The following is an 18,705-nucleotide window of genomic DNA, read 5'->3' on the forward strand; positions in this document are numbered from 1 at the left end:
CATGAGCATGGTTTTTCAACCACCCGCAAGCCATTTTGTGAATGGGCAATATGTTGAAGACGATACCGGAGTGCCCATTCCGGTCATCTATCCGGCAACGGGTGAAGAGATCGCGCGTGTCTATGCTGCGACTCCTTCCATCATCGATCAGGCTATCGCCTCAGCCACCGCAGCGCAGAAACAATGGGCCGCTCTTTCTGGCACCGAACGGGGCAGGGTGCTTACCCGCGCTGCCCATATCATGTGGGAGCGCAATCAGGAGCTTTCCGAAATTGAAACCCACGATACCGGCAAGCCGCTATCCGAAACCCTGATTGCCGATGCGGCCTCCGGTGCAGATGCTCTGGAATATTTCGGCGGACTGGCCGGAACCCTGACAGGCGAATATATCCCGGTTGCCGGGGACGACTTTGTCTACACCCGCAGGGAACCGCTTGGGGTTTGCGTCGGGCTCGGAGCCTGGAACTATCCTATTCAGATCGCCTCATGGAAGGCCGCTCCAGCCCTGGCGTGCGGGAATGCCATGATCTTCAAACCCTCCGAGGAAACCACGCTGACAGCGCTGAAGTTGGCAGAAATCCTGAAGGAAGCCGGAGCGCCGGCGGGCCTTTTCAATGTTATTCAGGGTTATGGCGAAGTCGGGGCCGCGCTTGTTGAAGATCCGCGCATTGCCAAGGTGTCGCTCACCGGTTCGGTGCCAACCGGGCAAAAGGTTTATGCAAGCGCAGCATCTACGCTCAAACACGCAACCATGGAATTGGGCGGCAAATCTCCGATCATCATCTTTGACGATGCCGATTTGGAAAATTCCGTGTCCGCTGCCATCAATGGCAACTTCTATTCCACCGGACAAATTTGCTCGAATGGCACGCGTGTTTTCGTGCAAAGTGGCATCAAGGATGCCTTCCTTGCGCGCCTGACCGAGCGGATGAAAGGGGCCGTCATTGGAGATCCGATGAATGAGGCCACCACAATCGGCCCCATGATTTCCGAAAAACAGCGCTCCATCGTAGAAGGCTACATCAAGAAAGGCATAGAAGAAGGCGCGCGCCTCGTTGCTGGCGGTAACACCATCTCTGGTGACGGCTACTATATGGAGCTGACCGTTTTTGCCGACGTGATGGACGATATGACCATCGCCCGCGAAGAGATTTTCGGCCCCGTCATGTCGGTTCTCTCCTTCGAGAGCGAAGAAGAAGCCATCCTGCGGGCCAATGATACCGCCTTCGGCTTGGCCGCCGGGGTCTTTACCAAAGATCTAAGCCGGGCCCATCGCGTGGCCGCGCAGTTTGAAGCCGGTACCTGCTACATCAACACCTACAATCTTACACCAGTGGAAGCACCCTTCGGCGGCATAAAAATGTCCGGCGTTGGCCGCGAGAATTCCAAGACTGCCGTCGAACATTATAGCCAGATTAAGTCTGTTTACGTGTGTATGGGCGACACGGAGGCGCCGTTTTAATGCAAGCTGATTATGTAATTATCGGGTCCGGTTCTGCCGGCAGCGCAACCGCTTATCGTCTCGCGGAAGCGGGCAAATCCGTCATCGTCATCGAGCAGGGGGGAACCGATATCGGGCCTTTCATCCAGATGCCTGCCGCCTTGTCCTATCCCATGAATATGCCGATCTATGATTGGGGATTCGCCAGCGAGCCAGAACCCTATCTTGGCGGGCGCAGCCTCGTTACGCCGCGCGGTAAGATTATTGGTGGCACGTCTTCCATCAACGGTATGGTCTATGTGCGCGGGCATGCTTGCGACTATGATCATTGGGATGAAAATGGCGCTACTGGCTGGTCCTATGCTGATGTGCTTCCTTATTTCAAACGCATGGAAAACTGGCATTCGGGCGGCCATGGGGGTGATCCTGAATGGCGCGGCAAGAACGGTCCGCTGCATGTGACCCGTGGTCCGCGTGACAATGTGCTGATCAAAGCCTTTGAGCAGGCCGGCAAAGACGCCGGCTACGAAATGACCGCCGATTACAACGGCGAAAAGCAGGAAGGCTTCGGCCCACTGGAAGCCACTATCTGGAAGGGTGACCGTTGGTCATGCGTCAAGGCTTATCTCAAACCGGCCATGAAGACGGGCCGTTGTGAGTTGGTCAAAGCGTTCGCCCAGAAGATTGTGATCGAAGATGGGCGTGCCAAGGGCGTAGAGGTGCTGCGTAAGGGCAAGACCGAGGTCATCACGGCCAACAGCGAGGTGATCGTTGCTGCGTCCTCCATCAATTCCCCCAAGCTGCTCATGCTTTCGGGCATTGGTCCAGCGGAGGAACTGAAGAGCCACGGAATTGATGTAATCGCCGATCGCCCCGGCGTTGGCAAGAATCTGCAGGATCATCTGGAACTCTATATCCAGCAAGCCTGCACCAAGCCGATCACCCTGTACAAATACTGGAACCTCTTCGGCAAGGGCCTTGTGGGAGCACAATGGCTCTTCACCCGCACCGGTCTTGGCGCATCCAACCAGTTTGAAAGTGGTGCCTTTGTGCGCTCGGCTGCCGGGGTCAAATATCCAGATATTCAGTTCCACTTCCTGCCAATCGCCGTGCGCTATGATGGGCAAGTGGCAGCCGAAGGCCATGGCTTCCAGGCTCATGTTGGCCCGATGCGCTCCAAATCGCGTGGCGAGGTAACGCTTAAGTCCGCAGATCCGAAAGAAGATCCTCGCATTCTGTTCAACTATATGTCTCATGAGGATGACTGGCGCGACTTCCGCATTTGCATCGAATTGACCCGTGAACTGTTTGGGCAGGATGCCTTTGCGCCTTATCGGGGCAAGGAAATCCAGCCAGGCTCTCATGTGACGAGCGAAGAGGACCTCAACGAGTTTATTCGCTCCAATGTCGAGAGCGCATTCCATCCGTGCGGCACGTGCAAGATGGGCGCAAAAGATGATCCCATGGCCGTGGTTGATCCTGACCTCAAGGTGATCGGTGTCGAAGGGCTGCGCGTGGCTGACAGCTCCATCTTCCCACAGATTAACAACGGCAACCTCAATGGGCCTTCTATCCTCGTTGGAGAAAAGGCTGCCGATCACATTCTTGGCAAAATGCTGTCCCGTGATGAGGCTGAGCCATGGATTCACCCAGATTGGCAAACCAGCCAGCGATAGGGCATTGGTCTGCCAAGGATAGTCCTAAGCGAATAAGTAAGGCCGACGCGCACAAGCTGCTGTCGGCCTTTTTTCAATCTAGAGCGCAAATTCAGTCCTCCTCACACGAAATTCAGCATTTGCATTCAAGTGGAGTTTGTGAGAAACGATCCCGACACCAAAGCCCTCAACAATAAATCCGATGGAATAAAGCGGAAATGACCGAAAAGCAGCAAGACCATTTCGAAGTCAAAGGCCAAATCTTCTCTGTTGCGCCCATGATGGAGTGGACGGATCGGCATTGTCGGTATTTCCATCGGCTGCTTTCAAAGAAGGCTTTGCTTTACACTGAAATGGTAACTGCGCCTGCTGTTATTCATGGCGACAGGGCGCATCTGATCGGGTTTGATGACGCGGAGCATCCTGTGGCGCAGCAGCTCGGGGGCTCGGATCCTGAGCAATTGGCCGAGGCAACACGAATTTGCGCCGACTTTGGCTATGATGAAATCAACCTCAATGTGGGGTGTCCGTCAGATCGCGTGCAGTCCGGCATGTTTGGGGCTTGCCTGATGGCTGAGCCGGATCTTGTTGCTCGCTGTGTTGAGGCGATGAAGAAGGTGACGGATGTGCCCATCACCGTTAAATGCCGCATCGGGATTGACGACCAAAATGAAGAAGAAGCGCTCGATATTTTGGTCGACAAGGTTCTTGAGGCGGGCTGCGACGGACTGACAGTGCATGCGCGCAAGGCTTGGCTGCAGGGGCTGAGCCCGAAGGAAAACCGGGATATTCCGCCTCTGAATTATGATCGAGTCTATCGTCTTAAACAGCGGCTGCCGAACGTGCATATCGCGATCAATGGCGGCATTAAGACACTGGAAGACTGTGCGGAGCATTTCCAGCATGTCGATGGTGTGATGCTAGGACGTGCGGCTTATCAAAGCCCTGCTCTGTTGGCGCGAGTGGATTGTGATTTGTTCGGGGAAGGGGAGCCGGTTGACCCATTTGCCGCAGCTGAAGGCATGATCCCCTATATCGATGCGCATATCGCGCGGGGTGGCCGCGCCAGTCAGGTGACGCGGCACATGATTGGCCTGTTTCAAAGTCGCCCGGGCGCCAAACGCTGGCGCCAGATTCTGACCGTGGAATCGGTCAAGCCCGGCGCAACATCAGACCTCGTGCTTGAGGCGCTCAAGGCCTTGCGCTGATGGTGTAAATCAGGAAAGGAATTTCAGCGAGACATCGTCAAGCGATCTCCGCTGACAGACCAACTGCCCAAACGATCCAGATAGCTCATGCCCAGTAGACTTTCGCGCAGGGCCCCGTCCTGCGCCACCATCGCGCGGACATTGTTGGCCTGAAGACCTCCGACCGAAATGCTATCCAGAACAATGGGGGCCGTGAAGGTGCGCCCGTTTGCCGTGCTGACAGGGGCGATATAATTGAGGCGCGCCGTATCGATCCCTATCGCTTCTGCATCGTCTCTGGTCAAGACTACGGCGCTGGCCCCGCTATCAACAAGCATCGAAAGAGAGGAGCCATTGACATCCGCACTCACCTGAAAATGACCACCGGCAGAGCGCCGGAAAGATACGCTGCCATCGCTCGAAACCATTGCCGAGCCGGGCACCAATTCGCCCGTTACGCGGCTGACCAGCATGCGAGCATCGTCCTTGAAACTGTAACCAAGCACCAGCAAGAGGCCCAAAGCGGCCCACAAGACAAGATACTTAAGGGATTTCAATGGAGGCGCGCTGCGTCGGGAGCCGCGTCCCGATAGCAGAAACAGCAGCAATGTCGAAAGCACAGCGACGCTGCCTATGGCTTCGATCGGATAGCCAAATAGTTCGCCGGACTGATGATTATACATCAGTATGGCCACTGCTGTGACGACAATCCCCATCAGCGCATAGAACATAAAATATCTCCCCGGTAACTCTCTGTACCCTGCCATATAGGGATTGGATCATGTCAAATCCATGGGGAGGGCAAATGTGGGCGTGATCTGTCGTCACCCGATGGAGGCAAACAGCAGAAGGCCAATGCCGAAGAAGATCTCGCCCACCTGCTGTGAAGCTCCCAATACATCGCCGGTCTGACCCTTGATATGGTGATTTGCCAGCTTGACCATCATCAGGCTTGCCAGAACAATCATGACGAAGGCAGAAATGCCTGAGGCCAACCCGAAATTAGGCACAATCAATAGACCCGTCGCTAGCGCTCCCATGGCGATGGAGATGGCATAAGTGCGCGTGGAAGGGGCTCCCAGACCCGCAGAAAGCCCGTTCATGCGAGCCGCTGGCAACGTGTGCCATACATGCATAAGCGGCACGCGAGAGACGACACCAGCCGCAAGATAGGCAAGGCCTCCTCGAGTTACACCATAATTTTCAAAGAGATAATAGACGATGCTAATGCGCATCAAGAGTGACATGCAAAGGGCGGTGGCGCCATAGCTACCGAGCCGGCTGTCCTTCATGATTTCTAGCTTGCGCGCAATGGTATGCCCGCCCCAGAAGCCGTCCGCTACATCAGCTAGCCCGTCCTCGTGCAATCCGCCAGTTACGATCGACATGGAGAGAATGGTCATGCAGGCAAGCAGAAAAGAGGGGAGCGGCGCCGTCCATGCCAAGGCATCAAAAAGTGTCGCTGGAATCAGGGCGAAAAAGGCCAGAAACAAGCCAATGAGAGGCATAGCCCGCGCTGTGCGGTGCATCGAGGGCATCCCTTCGCTGGGCTTACCCAAAAATCCGGGAACCGGGAGGCGGGTGAAAAAGGCAAAACAATCCAGAATATCCTGCCACCAACCCTGAATATATCGAATAACGCTCATAAGAAGAGAAGGCTTTCCATTTGGCGTGGACATTTCCGGCATTTGATCCTCCCTTAGGACCTTTCGTGACAATTGCGTATTGCTCAGTGACAGACCGCTCAGTATATCTCGTGGCAAGAATGATCCGAAATGAGCAAATTCGGCAAGGAGAGGCAAGCGCTTTTCGCAAGACTATGCTAAACGCAAGATAACACTGTGACTTGTGAGCCCTAAGTGGCTGGATTCGGATACTCAGCTTTATCGGCCGTCGCCTACCACCACCGCGACCGGTGTTCAAAACAATCTAAAAGGTAGAATAAAATGATTCCTACTTCCTCCGCTCTCCCTTTTGATGACATCTTGGCATTGCTGGACAAGATGCCGGAGCCAGATGAAGAGCTGCGCGCCAAAGTTCGTGAGAGAGAAGCGTCTCTGACCAAGCCAGCTGGCTCTCTTGGCAAGCTTGAAGAACTGGCTGAATGGGTTGCTGTCTGGCAGAATCGCGAAAAGCCGCAGATTCTCCGTCCGCTCGTTGGCGTTTTTGCCTGTCAGCATGGCATCGCGAAACACGGCGTTTCTGCATTCCCGAATGAGCTGAACCAGCTGATGGTCGACAATTTCAGCCAGGGTGGCGCTGCAATCAACCAGCTCTGCACGGCCTATGATCTTGGCCTCAAGGTTTTCGACCTCGCCATTGAGCATCCAACTGGCGACATCACTGTCGAACCGGCCATGTCAGAGAAAGACTGCGTCGCAACCATGGCATATGGTATGGAAGCGATTGCAGGCGGTACGGACTTGTTGTGCCTTGGCGAAATGGGCATTGGCAATACGACCATTTCAGCCGCCCTGTTTACGGCTCTGTTTGGTGGTTCCGCTGAAGACTGGTGTGGTCGTGGCTCAGGGGTTGACGACAAGGGCATCCAGCTGAAAGTGGATCTCGTCAACAAGGCTCTGGAAACCCACAAGGATCATCTCGACAAGCCTCTCGAAGTGCTTGCACGCCTCGGTGGTCGTGAGTTTGCAGCTATGGCCGGTGCCGTTCTTGCTGCCCGCATCAACAATGTCCCAGTAATTGTCGATGGCTTCAACACCACTGCGGCTGTGGCCGTGCTTCACAAGCTTGACCCGCGCGCGCTGGATCATTGCATCTTCTCCCATTGTTCTGCTGAAGGTGCCCATCGTCGCGCTCTTGATGCCATGGGTAAAACAGCTTTGCTCGATCTGGGCATGCGTCTTGGTGAAGGCACCGGCGCTGCAATGGCTGCAGGTGTTGTCAAGGCAGCCTGTCAGGCTCATAACGGCATGGCAACATTTGCAGATATCGGCCTTTAATCCTAAGGTTCAGCTAGGACTTTTCAAACCAATACAAAGCCGGCCGCGTGCCGGCTTTGTTGTATCTAGCCACAGTCAAGTCGAAAGCCGCGTCGCCAGATTTACAAAAACGAGAGGGACTGCTAACTTCCTTTTTAGCCTATCCATGTTCAGCTAGGGTTCCGCTGCCTTTGGCAGGTCTGGACCGAGCGCTGCTAAGAGCCCAAGTGGGCAGACACCTGAAAGATCAAAAGACTAGGGGGGATGGAAAGGGCACGCTAGACGTGCGCCCATTTTAGTCTTGAAAGGTTTTTCTCATGTCCCTTCTTGGATTCATGCTTGTCTTGGCTGCCGCTTTTTGCCATGCCACCTGGAATTTCTTCGTTAAACGCATCAATGCCGGACCAGAACTGGTGTGGACGTTCTCCGCTATAACGGTGGTTATCTATAGCCCGTTGGCGGTGTATTTCTTTCTGCAAATGCCAGCCTTCAATACGCTCAATATCAGCTTCATCATCGGTAGCTGCATTTTGCATCTGGGCTATTTCCTTCTGCTGCAAAAAGGATATCGAACAGGAGATCTTTCTGTCGTCTATCCCACGGCCCGCGCCACAGGCCCCATGCTCTCAACGATCTTTGCTGTTGTCATTCTTGGCGAGCAGGCAACAATACAGGGCGCATTGGGCGCGCTGGTCATCATCTTCGGTGTGTTGATGTTGGCTGGTGGCTTAAAGATTAAGTCGATGGCACAAGCGTCGTCCTTGATGTTTGGGGTTGGAGCTGGGGTGCTGATCGGTAGCTACACAGTCTGGGATGCCTATGCAGTGTCCGTGCTCGCTTTGCCGCCGTTGCTGCTCGACTATAGCTCAAGTCTCGGGCGGTCCATTCTTCTGGCGCCCGTCGCAGCAAAGCGCGCAGGGGCCGTCAAAAAGATCTGGCAGGAGCATAAAGCTGGCCTGCTGGTCATCGCGATTTTCAATCCCTTGGCCTATATTCTCGCGCTTGTTGCTATGACATTTACGCCCGTCATTTACATCGCGCCAATAAGGGAGGTTAGCGTTGTCCTGTCGGTACTATTGGGAAGTCTGCTCCTTGGCGAGGGCAATTTGAAAGATCGCCTTATTTGGTCCTGCATGATCCTTCTGGGGGTATCGATTTTGGCGAGTGCCTGAGGGGAGAAACGACTATCCAGCTCTCTTGAGACGAATACGGTTTTTGGAGGGTTGGATCATGTCCATCACGCGGCTTGGCGGGAAGCTTGCCGTAACAGTGGTGCCCTTACGCAGCTCGGATTTCAGATCGAACTTGCCGTCATGCATGGTGACCAGTGCCTGAACGATCGAAAGTCCCAGACCTGAGCCTTCTTCTGCGCTTTGAATGGCGGCCGTTCCCTGACCAAAGGCACTGAGTACCGTTTCGATTTCGTGCTCGGGAATGCCCATGCCGGTATCCTTGACCGAAACCATCTGACCGCCATCTTCAACACCCTTTACCGTAAGGGTAATGCTGCCGCCGTTGGGCGTAAATTTCACCGCGTTTGTGAGCAGATTGAGAATAATCTGGCGGATTGCGCGTTCGTCGGCCCAAAGCTTGGGCAGCGTCTGGTCGGCATCAAGTGTAATGGATATATCTTTGGCCTTGGCGCGGATCCGCAAGAGATTTTCGCAATCTTCTGCGATATAGGCCAGAGTCACCGCTTCTTCATTAAGGCGATAGCGTCCTGCTTCAATGCGCGAGAGATCCAGAATCTCGTTGATCAGATTCAACAGATGAGATCCGGACGCGTGAATGTCGTTGGAATATTCACGATATTTGTCATTTGGCAGCGGGCCGAAAACTTCCGTTTTCATCATCTCGGAAAATCCGAGAATGGCGTTCAGCGGCGTGCGAAGCTCATGGCTCATGGTGGCAAGAAAACGGCTTTTTGCCGTATTGGCCTCTTCTGCCTGACGACGGGACTCATCCGAGATGGCCTTGGCTTGTTCCAGCTCGGTTATAAGATAATCCTTCTCAAGCCTAAAATTGAGCATGGCCAGCGTGGAACTATAGAGGCGCTTGGAAAGCAGAATGAAGAAGACAATCGCCCCGATGGACATAAGGGACAAGGTTGGATCTGTCTCTTTTGAATGCATCAGGATTGAATGATTGATGACCAGAGCAATTGGCAGCGAGCCGGCCCAAACCGCAGACGGAATGGGAAAGCTGAGCATCGTCGTAACAGCAATAACGACGAGCATCACCGCAAACTGATACTCTTCCAGATATCCAACGTCTTTGGTTGTCGGCAACAACAGGATCGCGGCCCAGACGATGCCAGCAAGAGCTTCCATGAACAAGAAGCGCCTTTGCCAGTCATTCAGCTCGATATCATTTTCGGAATGTTTCTTGAAGCTTTTGACATAGAGGGTCGTAACGAGATGAATGATCAATGCAGCGACCACCCACAAAAGGGCATTGATCGGCGTCGTCCAGAGCGTGGAAATGGCCGCAGATATCAGAAATAGAACCGGCATGGCATAAGCCGCAGAGATGCGGTTTTCCGCATACATCAGCATCAGCTCATGGCGAAAGCTCGGGCGATATCCGTCTTTGTTGTTGAGTTGCTCACGCACATCGTGGACGGTGCGCAAAACGGCACGCCTCTTCGCAGCACGGGCGCTGTTGGCCTGCTGGGAATTCTTCTTTGACCGATCAGTGCTATAAACACCGGTCATGCGTGACGCCCTTTTTCATTTTTATTAAAATGCTCCTGAAAACATCATTTCCCATTTGTATTAAAATCCGCCTGAAGAAGATGGTAAATAAAGAATGAAATGGTGAAAAGATGTGGGCTATTCGTTGTGGCAGGAAAAGAGAAGGCGTTGAATATATTTGAATATTTAGATCAAATAAGTCTTATTTATTGCAGTGCCAATCAATAAGGAGTAGGCGCGTGGAGCAGGCTGCCAAGCTCAACAGGCTAACAGAAAAAATTGAGAACTGTCGGATTTGCCGCGATGCCCCAAACGGCGCTGCAATGCCCCATGAACCACGGCCGGTGGTGCGCCTGTCTTCAACGGCGCGCATTTGCATCGCGGGGCAGGCTCCGGGCATGAAGGTGCACGAGACCGGCGTCCCGTTTAACGATCCTTCGGGAGATCGTCTGCGCGACTGGATGGGGATTGATCGAGCTTGTTTTTACGATCAACGCAGGATTGCCATTGTTCCGATGGGGTTTTGCTTTCCCGGCTATGACGCAAAGGGCGGAGATTTGCCGCCGCGCAAGGAATGTGTGAAGGCATGGCACGACGAGATCTTTGCAGGCATGCCGCAATTGGAGGTGATTCTGGTGATTGGCCAATATGCGCAGCGCTATCACCTGGGCAAAAGACGCGCCAAAACGCTTACACAAACCGTGGAGCAAGCCAAGGCCGTCTGGAATGAAACGGCCGCTCCCCGAATTCTGCCGCTGCCGCATCCCTCTTGGAGGAATACAGCCTGGTTGAAGAAGAACCCTTGGTTTGAAAGAGACATTTTGCCATTTCTGAAAGAAGAAGTGCGCAAGATATTAGCTGGGTAGCTGCAGAAAAATTTTCTGCAAAACATTGGCTCTACAAAAGGATGAGGGGCATTTCTCACATATTGACATTGATTTGAGAATTTTCTTTCGATATCATTTTGTTAATGGGGCGATTATGAGAAAATCTTTGTCCAGGACATTGTCTCGACGCCATAAGCCCAGTCTGAAGATCGGGTATATATCGCTCCTTAAGGGATCGGAGAAAGCCATGCTGGATCGTTTGGATCGGCGCATTCTGCAAATCCTGCAGGAAGACGCCACTATGCCTGTCGCTGAAATCGGACGTCGGGTGGGCCTGTCCACGACGCCATGCTGGCGGCGCATTCAGAAAATGGAAGAAGAAGGGGTTATCACCGGTCGCGTCGTGCTACTGGACCCCGACAAGGTCAACACGAGGGTCACCGCTTTTGTTGCGGTAACCACCAATGAGCATTCTTCCGATTGGCTCAAGCGCTTCGCAGATGTGATCAGGGATTTCCCCGAAGTCGTTGAATTCTATCGCATGGCTGGGCAGGTGGACTATCTGCTGCGCGTCGTTGTGCCCGATATTGACGCCTATGACGCTTTTTACAAAAAACTTATTGCGCGCATCGAAGTGGGCGACATCTCGACCACATTCGCCATGGAGCAGATAAAATACACGACCGCTTTGCCACTCAATTATCTGCCCGATAAGGAATCGCGCTAGCGAGTCAGCCGTGTAGCTTTTTCATATTGCCGTTCAGCGAGAGTCAAAAAACCCGCGAGCCTTTAGGGCGCCGCGGGCTTTTCTATGTCTTTTAAGAACAGAAAACAGGCGACGTTTCCGTCGCCCATCCTACGATCATTTGCGGTCCAGAAGAGCAATGAGGGAAGAGGTGTCCCAGCGATTGCCACCAAGGCTTTGGACCTGTCCATAGAACTGATCAACTGCGGCCGTTACAGGCAGGTGCGCCCCATTGCTGCGTGCTTCGTCCAGAACAATGGCCAGATCCTTGCGCATCCAGTCAACGGCAAAGCCGAACTCGAACTCGCCTTTCGCCATGGTGGAAGCGCGGTTTTCCATCTGCCATGACCCGGCAGCGCCTTTTGAGATAACGTCAACGACAGCTTCCACATCAAGCCCGGCTTCCTTGGCGAAGTGAACGCCTTCCGAAAGGGCTTGCACAAGGCCCGCAATGCAGATCTGGTTGACCATCTTGGTTAGCTGGCCCGCTCCCGATGGGCCCATCAGACCGACCATCTTGGCAAAGGATTCGATAACCGGTTTCGCCTTGGCAAAGATATCCTCATCACCGCCACACATGACAGTGAGCACGCCATTCTCTGCGCCAGCCTGTCCGCCGGAAACCGGAGCGTCAATGAATCCAACATCCTGCGCTTTGGCAACTTCATAGAGCTCGCGCGCCACTTTGGCGCTGGCGGTGGTGTTGTCAACAAAGATGGCGCCTTCCTTCATGGTGGAAAGGGCTCCGTCTTCGCCGATGGTCACTTCGCGCAAATCATCATCATTGCCGACACAGCAGAACACGAAGTCGGCGCCTTCGGCGGCCGCCGCTGGTGTCGTTGCCATTGAACCACCATGCTCTGCGACCCATTTTTCGGCTTTAGCAGCTGTGCGGTTATAGACAGTGACATCATGACCACCCTTATGCATAAGGTGAGCAGCCATTGGATAGCCCATGACACCAAGACCGAGAAAAGTAACTTTGGCCATATCAAAATCCTCATATCGTTAGAGCGGAACATGCTAGTCATAAAAAGAAAAAGGGCGGCCTGATGAGCCGCCCTGTTCGAAAAACATTTGTTAGCCAGCGATTTTTGAAAAATCGGCGACAGTACGCGTTGTTGCGCGGATCTGCGTCAGCATTTTGAGGCGGTTCTCGCGAACCTCGGCGCGTTCGTCGTTGACGAGCACCTTCTCAAAGAAGGCGTCCACTGGTGCCCGCAAGGTGGCGAGGGCTGACATGGCGCCTGCAAAGTCTTCTGCCTCTACGGCGTCTGCGGCAGCAATCCTAGCCTTTTCAATGGCTGAGGCGAGGGCGACTTCTTCCGGCTCATGCAGATGAGCCCCCTCGATAACGCCTTCAAAGCTTGTGCCTGATTTCTTTTCTTCAGCCCGCAAGATGTTCGCTGCACGGCGATACCCCGCCAGCAAGTTGGCACCATCATCGCTGGCGAGGAACGAACCCAGCGCTTCAACGCGTTTGGCGATCATGACGATGTCATCCTGACCACCAAGAGCAAACACGGCGTCGAGCAGATCATGACGTGCGCCTTTGTCTCTCAGATACACGCTGAGGCGATCGGCAAAGAAAGACAATAGATCATCGCCCTGTTCAAAGCCCGGGCGTGCCGTGGCAAAGATGGCCTGCAGTGGCAGGCGAATGTCATTATCCACCAAAATGCGGATGACACCCAGTGCAGCACGACGCAGAGCAAACGGGTCTTTCGATCCGGTCGGCTTTTCATCGATAGCCCAGAAGCCGGTCAGCAGATCCAGTTTGTCAGCCAGGGCAACGGAGATAGAAACAGGTTCTGTCGGGACAACATCACTCGGACCCTGCGGCTTGTAGTGCATTTCGATCGCATCAGCGACCTTGGGGTCCTCATTCAGAGCCAGCGCATAATAGCGGCCCATAAGCCCTTGCAGCTCGGTGAATTCGAACACCATGTCGGTAACAAGGTCTGCCTTGGCCAGCTTGGCAGCCCGTGCAGCCAGAGCCTTGTCGGCGCCAACGGTCGGAGCCAGTGCTTCGGACAGAGCAATAAGACGCTCGACGCGTTCGCTCTGAGTGCCTAGCTTTTCATGGAACACCATGGAGTCGAGTTTATAGAGGCGGGTTTCTAGGCCGGTCTTGAGGTCGGTTTCCCAGAAGAACTTGGCGTCGGACAAGCGCGCGCGCACGACTTTCTGGTTGCCGGCAACGATGGTCTTGCCATCATCCGGAGCAATCAAGTTGGAAACCAGAACGAACTTGTTGGCCAGCTTGCCGGTTTTGGCATCTTTCAGAACAAAGCACTTCTGATGCTCGCGGATCGAGGTCTGGATGACTTCGTCCGGCATGTCGAGGAACGCCTGTTCGAACTCGCCCATCAAAACGACCGGCCATTCTACGAGGCCGCCGACTTCTTCAAGCAGCCCCATATCTTCAACCAGCTCCAATCCTTGCGCAAAAGCGAGGGTTTTGGCGTCGTTGAGGATGATCTCTTTGCGTTCATCAAGATCAAGCACGACCTTGCGCTCTTTGAGGCCAGCCACATAGTCGTCAAAACGCTTGACGGCAAAGTCTTCCTTGCCGTGGAAGCGATGGCCCTGCGTCTTGTCTGAGCTTTCAATGCTTTCGACAGTGAAGGGAACCACTTCAGAGCCTTCGCCTTCAACCGAAAGCGTGCACAGAATGGAATGCAGTGGGCGAACCCAGCGCAGGGCACCTTCGCCAGCCTGACCCCATTTTTGACTTTTCGGCCAAGGGAATTTTCGCACGACATCTGGAACGAGTTCGGCGATAATGTCTTCAGCCTTGCGGCCCGGCTTATTGATGATGGCTACATAGAAGTCGCCTTTTTTCGGATCGGTCTGAACCGTGGCTTCTTCAATCGAAGAAAGGCCCGCACCGCGCAGAAAGCCTTGAAGGGCTTTTTCTGGAGCCCCCACACGTGGGCCCTTGCGCTCTTCTGAAATATCAGGAGAGGAGGCCGCAAGCCCTGTGATGGACAAAGCAAGGCGGCGAGGGGTTGCAAATTCGCGGGCACCCTCATAGGTCAAACCGGCATCCACCAGACCCCCGGTGATTAGTTTTTTCAAATCTTCAGCAGCCCGGCGCTGCATGCGGGCCGGGATTTCTTCGGAAAAAAGCTCAAGCAGAAGGTCTGGCATAGTCTTCTCTATTTACATCGATAATGGGTAAGGTCTTTGGGATTTTGACTAGCAAGACGGGGCGGCTTTGTCACTGATAAAATGACTGTTTCGCTAAACAGTGGGGCAAAGCGCACAAGGTAGCCAGCTTCAAAGAGCCTTATATGGGGTGTAATAGGGCAAACATTGGCGATTTGCCCAAAAAGGAAAAGGCCCGCTAAATCGAGCGGGCCTTGGATGAGTGCGCGTCTATCAGCTATTGTCACGCCGCAAATGACGCGTCAGGCGTTTTTCAATGACATCCCAGAGCCGACGAATGATCTCGACGCAAACGAGATAGAAAATCGCCGCATAAATATAGGCCTGAAAATCGTAGGTTTGGGAGAAGGCGCGGCGGGTTTCGCCCATCAGATCGTATACCGAGATGATGGAAACCACAGCGGAGCCTTTGATCATCAGGATGAATTCGTTGCCGTAAGGCCGTAGTGCGACGATCAGCGCCTGAGGCAGCACGATTTTGAAGAAGGTGACAAACTTTGGCAAACCAAGGCTCTGCGCCCCTTCGATCTGGCCTTTGGGTACATTCATGATGGCGCCACGCAGGATTTCCGCCTGATAGGCCGCCGTATTCAGCGTAAATGACAAAAGGGCGATCGACCAGCTATCGCGGAAGAGCCACCACAGATGCATATCCTGCCAGAAATGGCGGAACTGTCCAAAGCCGTAATAGAGCAGGAACAGCTGCGCCAGCAGCGGTGTGCCGCGGAAGAAATAGATGTAGCCAAAGGCAATTCGGTTGAAGAGCTTAACCTTCGACATGCGTCCGAAGGCCACCGGCAACGACAGCAATCCGCCAAAGACAACAGAAAGGGCCACCAGTTCAATTGTGGTCAAGAAGCCGTAGAGATATTTGGGGGCATAGCGCGCCATATAGTCAGCATCATAACTGTCATATAAAAACCAGATGATGCTAACGAAAAAGACGATCCAGATACCGAGCAGAAAATACCCGGTGATCTTGCTACCAGTAAAGAATTTGTTCTTGATGCTATCTGGCCGTGGGCGGGCATCCAGAATGGCATCTGCTACATAGTTTGTTTGCATGGTCATCAGCTCAACTCCCCACGACGACCGCGTTTTTCGATGGACTGAAGTACCATAGAGGAGATGAAGGTCAAAACCAGATACATGACGCAGGCGAGTGCGAAAAACAGGAAGGCTTCCTTTGTGTTGCGCGCTGCGAGCCCAGTGGCATACATGGTGTCGGTAAGGCCGATGACGGAGACAAGAGACGTATCTTTGAGCAAAACCAGCCAGAGGTTGGAAAGCCCGGGCAGAGCCAGCTTGATGAGCTGCGGCACAATGACAAGACGCATGGTCTTGAACCAGGGCAGGCCCAAAGCGAAAGCACCTTCATACTGACCTTGCGGAATGCCTTTGAAGGCGGAAAGAAAAACCTCACTGGCATAGGAAGAGAAGACAAAGGCCAGCGCAATGATACCTGCGATGAAGGAATTGACCTCAATGCTGGTGCCCAGCACTTTTTGGAACAGCAGGTTTAAGAGAATCTGACCACCATAATAGACGATAAACAACGTCAGAAGTTCCGGTAGGGCGCGAAAGATAATCGTGAAGATCTTCGCCGCTCTCTGAATGCTGGGTTCCTTGGAATTGATGCCCAACGCTAGAAAAAAGCCCATAAACAGGCCTAGAGGCAAGGTGCACACGCCAAGGGATACTGTATAGAGTACGCCATGCGCAATCTCATCGCCCCAACCTGTGTCTCCGTAGGATAGGAGTGTCAGATAATCCATAATTTGCTGCCAGCTGAAATGAAGAGCCCGGCAGGATTGCTGCCGGGCTTGATTTTAACCGTATCGATTATTCGCCGCCATACACGTCGAAATCGAAATATTTGTCGTTGATTTCCTTGTATTTGCCATTGGCGCGGATCGCCTTGATGGCAGCGGAAAACTTGTCTGCAAGGTCGGTTTCGCCCTTGCGAACGGCAATGCCTGCGCCCTGACCATAGATTTCCGGAATGGCAGGGAAGGTGCCGAGGATCTTGCAGCAAGCGCCATCTTCGGATTTTACCCATTCGTCCAGCACGACAACGTCGTCGGTCACACCGTCGAGGCGGCCAGCTTCCAGATCGAGTTTATATTCATCAGACGTCGGGTAAAGCTTCAGCTCGGTGTCTGGCAGTTTCTGTTCTGCAAAGTTGGAGTGCGTCGTGGAAGACTGTGCACCGATCACCAAACCCTTGAGTTCTTCAGCAGCCGCAGGCAGATCGGCAGGATCGATTGCAGCCAGCTCGGAATCTTTAGGCACAGCCAGTGCACCCGGGGTGTTGTAGTATTTTTCGGAGAAGTCGACCTTTTTCAGGCGATCCGGGGTGATGGACATGGAAGCGATCACCGCATCGAATTTACCAGCGATCAGAGCAGGGATCATGCCATCCCAATCCTGTACGACGAATTCGCATTCAACCTTCATTTCATCGCAAAGCGCATTGGCCATGTCGATGTCGAAGCCGATCAGCTTGCCATCAGCGGTCAGTTCGTTGAACGGAGGATAGGCACCTTCGGTACCGATGAGAACCTTGTCTGCAGCCTGCGCGCCACCAGCAACCATCATGAATGCGGTCGCTGCAATAGCAATTTTGTTCAATAGACGCATAATATTTTCCCTCTTGCATATTGTATAAAGATAAGACCGTCGGCATTCCCGATGGGTCATACAATATCGAGCCTATATATAGGCCTCTCTGGATTGGGCGGTGACTTGCCGCTCGGGGCGCATATTCCCATTATTTTGCTGGATTTGACAACAGGCAATCCGGGGAAAACGGTTTGATAACCAAATTTTGCCCAAATATTAGACGTCTCCGGAATATTGGTGCGTTTGCGCTATCTTTTACGAAACGATGTGTTGTATAGGTCTGGTTATTCTTCAAACAGAAATGGTTCTGCACGGATGGCTATAAAGCGTAAGTTGCGGGATAGTATAAAAAATGGGCAATTACAGAGCGGGGAAGAAAGGATCAGGCAGCAGTATGGCCGTCAGTTTGATAGTCTGTAGGAGTAAGGCAGCAATTTGCCGGGAGAAGTAGGCTCCCGGCAAATGCGATATTGGCTTATTCGCCACCATACACGTCGAAATCAAAGTATTTATCATTGATTTCTTTGTATTTTCCATTTTTGCGAATTGCAGCGATGGCATCCGTGAATTTGTCGGCCAGATCCGTGTTGCCCTTCTTGACGGCAATACCGGCGCCTTCGCCGTTGATCTTCGGATCCGGCGTCAACTGCATCAGGATTTTGCAGCAGTCGCCATCTTCGGATTTGACCCAATCGGAAAGCACGACACTGTCATCGATTACAGCATCGACACGACCAGATTGCAGCTCCATCTTATACTCATCTGGCGTGGGGTAGAGTTTCAGATCGATATCCGGAATTTTCTGCTCGGCATAGTCAGCATGGGTCGTGGATACTTGCGCACCAATGGTGAGACCTTCCAGTTCGCCAACATCCTTGCCTTCAAGACCGCTGTCTTTCAGAACTGCAATTCCCGGAGGGGTGTTGTAGTATTTCTTGGAGAAATCGACCTTCTTCAGGCGGTCCGGTGTGATAGACATGGACGCGACAACAGCGTCGATTTTTCCGGAGATGAGAGCGGGAATCATGCCGTCCCAATCCTGAATGACAAATTCGCAATCAGCTTTCATCTCGGCACAAAGGGCGTTGGAGATATCAACGTCAAAGCCGGACAATTCGCCAGCAGATGAAAGCTGGTTGAATGGAGGGTAGGCGCCATCAATACCGATGCGGACCTTTTCAGCAGCTGAGGCGGCGCCACAGGCCATCATGGCAGCCGCGGCGGCAATTGCAAACTTTGCAGTGAGTTTCATGTTGATTGTCCCATTTCGAAGTCGAAAATATCGGCGAGACGGTCGAACGGATTGACCTTAAGGGCTTCAAGGCTCCCCCGCCCAAATTGAAAGGCCATGGAATGCCAGTCTCGCATGGGCGTAGTCTTCGTCCAATCAGGCTGCGAGAACAATTAAAAAATTTCTGTTGCGCG

The 18,705-nt window shown here is 53.3% G+C and carries 16 protein-coding genes; 7 read left to right on the forward strand and 9 right to left on the reverse strand.

The window, feature by feature from the left end:
* The first annotated feature begins 7 nt into the window (after nucleotides 1–7).
* The 3 genes from betB (at nucleotide 8) to dusA (ending at nucleotide 4,304) form a co-directional block, all read left to right on the forward strand.
* Nucleotides 8–1,462: a betaine-aldehyde dehydrogenase gene (gene betB / locus BM258_RS03000; RefSeq protein ID WP_210186646.1), complete on the forward strand. Its 1,455-nt coding sequence runs from the start codon at nucleotides 8–10 to the stop codon at nucleotides 1,460–1,462.
* Nucleotides 1,462–3,117, forward strand: coding sequence for a choline dehydrogenase (gene betA / locus BM258_RS03005; RefSeq protein WP_090068674.1), 1,656 nt, complete (start codon nucleotides 1,462–1,464; stop codon nucleotides 3,115–3,117). Before betB ends, betA begins: the two co-directional genes overlap by 1 nt.
* Before the next feature lie 197 nt (nucleotides 3,118–3,314).
* Nucleotides 3,315–4,304, forward strand: a complete 990-nt coding sequence (gene dusA / locus BM258_RS03010; protein ID WP_090068676.1) for a tRNA dihydrouridine(20/20a) synthase DusA — start codon at nucleotides 3,315–3,317, stop codon at nucleotides 4,302–4,304.
* A 23-nt stretch (nucleotides 4,305–4,327) separates the two neighbouring features.
* Here the strand turns inward: dusA and BM258_RS03015 are convergent, their stop codons facing one another.
* Together BM258_RS03015 and cobS are read right to left on the reverse strand one after the other, a co-directional pair.
* A complete protein-coding gene (locus tag BM258_RS03015; RefSeq protein ID WP_175527889.1) occupies nucleotides 4,328–5,014 on the reverse strand; it encodes a retropepsin-like aspartic protease family protein in 687 nt (228 codons plus the stop codon).
* 93 nt (nucleotides 5,015–5,107) lie between these two features.
* Complete coding sequence (gene cobS, locus BM258_RS03020) at nucleotides 5,108–5,971, reverse strand: adenosylcobinamide-GDP ribazoletransferase (RefSeq protein WP_090068680.1); 864 nt, start codon at nucleotides 5,969–5,971, stop codon at nucleotides 5,108–5,110.
* Between the two features lie 258 nt (nucleotides 5,972–6,229).
* Here cobS and cobT point away from each other — a divergent pair, with 258 nt between their 5' ends.
* Both cobT and BM258_RS03030 read left to right on the forward strand, forming a co-directional pair.
* Nucleotides 6,230–7,243, forward strand: a complete 1,014-nt coding sequence (gene cobT / locus BM258_RS03025; protein ID WP_090068682.1) for a nicotinate-nucleotide--dimethylbenzimidazole phosphoribosyltransferase — start codon at nucleotides 6,230–6,232, stop codon at nucleotides 7,241–7,243.
* A 296-nt stretch (nucleotides 7,244–7,539) separates the two neighbouring features.
* Nucleotides 7,540–8,394 (forward strand): EamA family transporter, encoded by an 855-nt coding sequence (locus BM258_RS03030; protein ID WP_090068684.1) that lies wholly within the window; start codon nucleotides 7,540–7,542, stop codon nucleotides 8,392–8,394.
* A 12-nt stretch (nucleotides 8,395–8,406) separates the two neighbouring features.
* On the opposite strand, the gene BM258_RS03035 is transcribed toward BM258_RS03030, so the two are convergent.
* Nucleotides 8,407–9,936 (reverse strand): sensor histidine kinase, encoded by a 1,530-nt coding sequence (locus BM258_RS03035; protein ID WP_090068686.1) that lies wholly within the window; start codon nucleotides 9,934–9,936, stop codon nucleotides 8,407–8,409.
* A gap of 218 nt (nucleotides 9,937–10,154) precedes the next feature.
* Between BM258_RS03035 and BM258_RS03040 the strand changes: the two genes are divergently transcribed.
* Complete coding sequence (locus BM258_RS03040) at nucleotides 10,155–10,781, forward strand: uracil-DNA glycosylase family protein (RefSeq protein ID WP_244544568.1); 627 nt, start codon at nucleotides 10,155–10,157, stop codon at nucleotides 10,779–10,781.
* Nucleotides 10,782–10,992: 211 nt separating this feature from the next.
* Nucleotides 10,993–11,469, forward strand: a complete 477-nt coding sequence (locus BM258_RS03045; protein WP_210186647.1) for an Lrp/AsnC family transcriptional regulator — start codon at nucleotides 10,993–10,995, stop codon at nucleotides 11,467–11,469.
* 135 nt (nucleotides 11,470–11,604) lie between these two features.
* On the opposite strand, the gene BM258_RS03050 is transcribed toward BM258_RS03045, so the two are convergent.
* From BM258_RS03050 to BM258_RS03075, 6 genes are all read right to left on the reverse strand, one after another.
* The gene (locus BM258_RS03050) at nucleotides 11,605–12,477 is read right to left on the reverse strand and encodes an NAD(P)-dependent oxidoreductase (RefSeq protein WP_090068691.1); all 873 of its coding nucleotides are present in this window, start codon (nucleotides 12,475–12,477) and stop codon (nucleotides 11,605–11,607) included.
* A 90-nt stretch (nucleotides 12,478–12,567) separates the two neighbouring features.
* Nucleotides 12,568–14,640 carry a glycine--tRNA ligase subunit beta gene (glyS, locus tag BM258_RS03055; protein ID WP_090068693.1) on the reverse strand — a complete coding sequence of 691 codons (2,073 nt, stop codon included), beginning with the start codon at nucleotides 14,638–14,640 and terminating at the stop codon, nucleotides 12,568–12,570.
* Nucleotides 14,641–14,871: 231 nt separating this feature from the next.
* Nucleotides 14,872–15,729 (reverse strand): ABC transporter permease, encoded by an 858-nt coding sequence (locus BM258_RS03060; protein ID WP_407062693.1) that lies wholly within the window; start codon nucleotides 15,727–15,729, stop codon nucleotides 14,872–14,874.
* Nucleotides 15,729–16,433 (reverse strand): ABC transporter permease, encoded by a 705-nt coding sequence (locus BM258_RS03065; RefSeq protein ID WP_210186631.1) that lies wholly within the window; start codon nucleotides 16,431–16,433, stop codon nucleotides 15,729–15,731. Before BM258_RS03065 ends, BM258_RS03060 begins: the two co-directional genes overlap by 1 nt.
* Before the next feature lie 67 nt (nucleotides 16,434–16,500).
* Nucleotides 16,501–17,298 carry an ABC transporter substrate-binding protein gene (locus tag BM258_RS03070; protein WP_090068698.1) on the reverse strand — a complete coding sequence of 266 codons (798 nt, stop codon included), beginning with the start codon at nucleotides 17,296–17,298 and terminating at the stop codon, nucleotides 16,501–16,503.
* Nucleotides 17,299–17,755: 457 nt separating this feature from the next.
* A complete protein-coding gene (locus BM258_RS03075) occupies nucleotides 17,756–18,532 on the reverse strand; it encodes a transporter substrate-binding domain-containing protein (RefSeq protein WP_090068700.1) in 777 nt (258 codons plus the stop codon).
* Between the last annotated feature and the right edge of the window lie 173 nt (nucleotides 18,533–18,705).

Origin of the sequence: Cohaesibacter marisflavi, from assembly GCF_900115225.1 — a bacterium.
GTDB lineage: Bacteria > Pseudomonadota > Alphaproteobacteria > Rhizobiales > Cohaesibacteraceae > Cohaesibacter > Cohaesibacter marisflavi.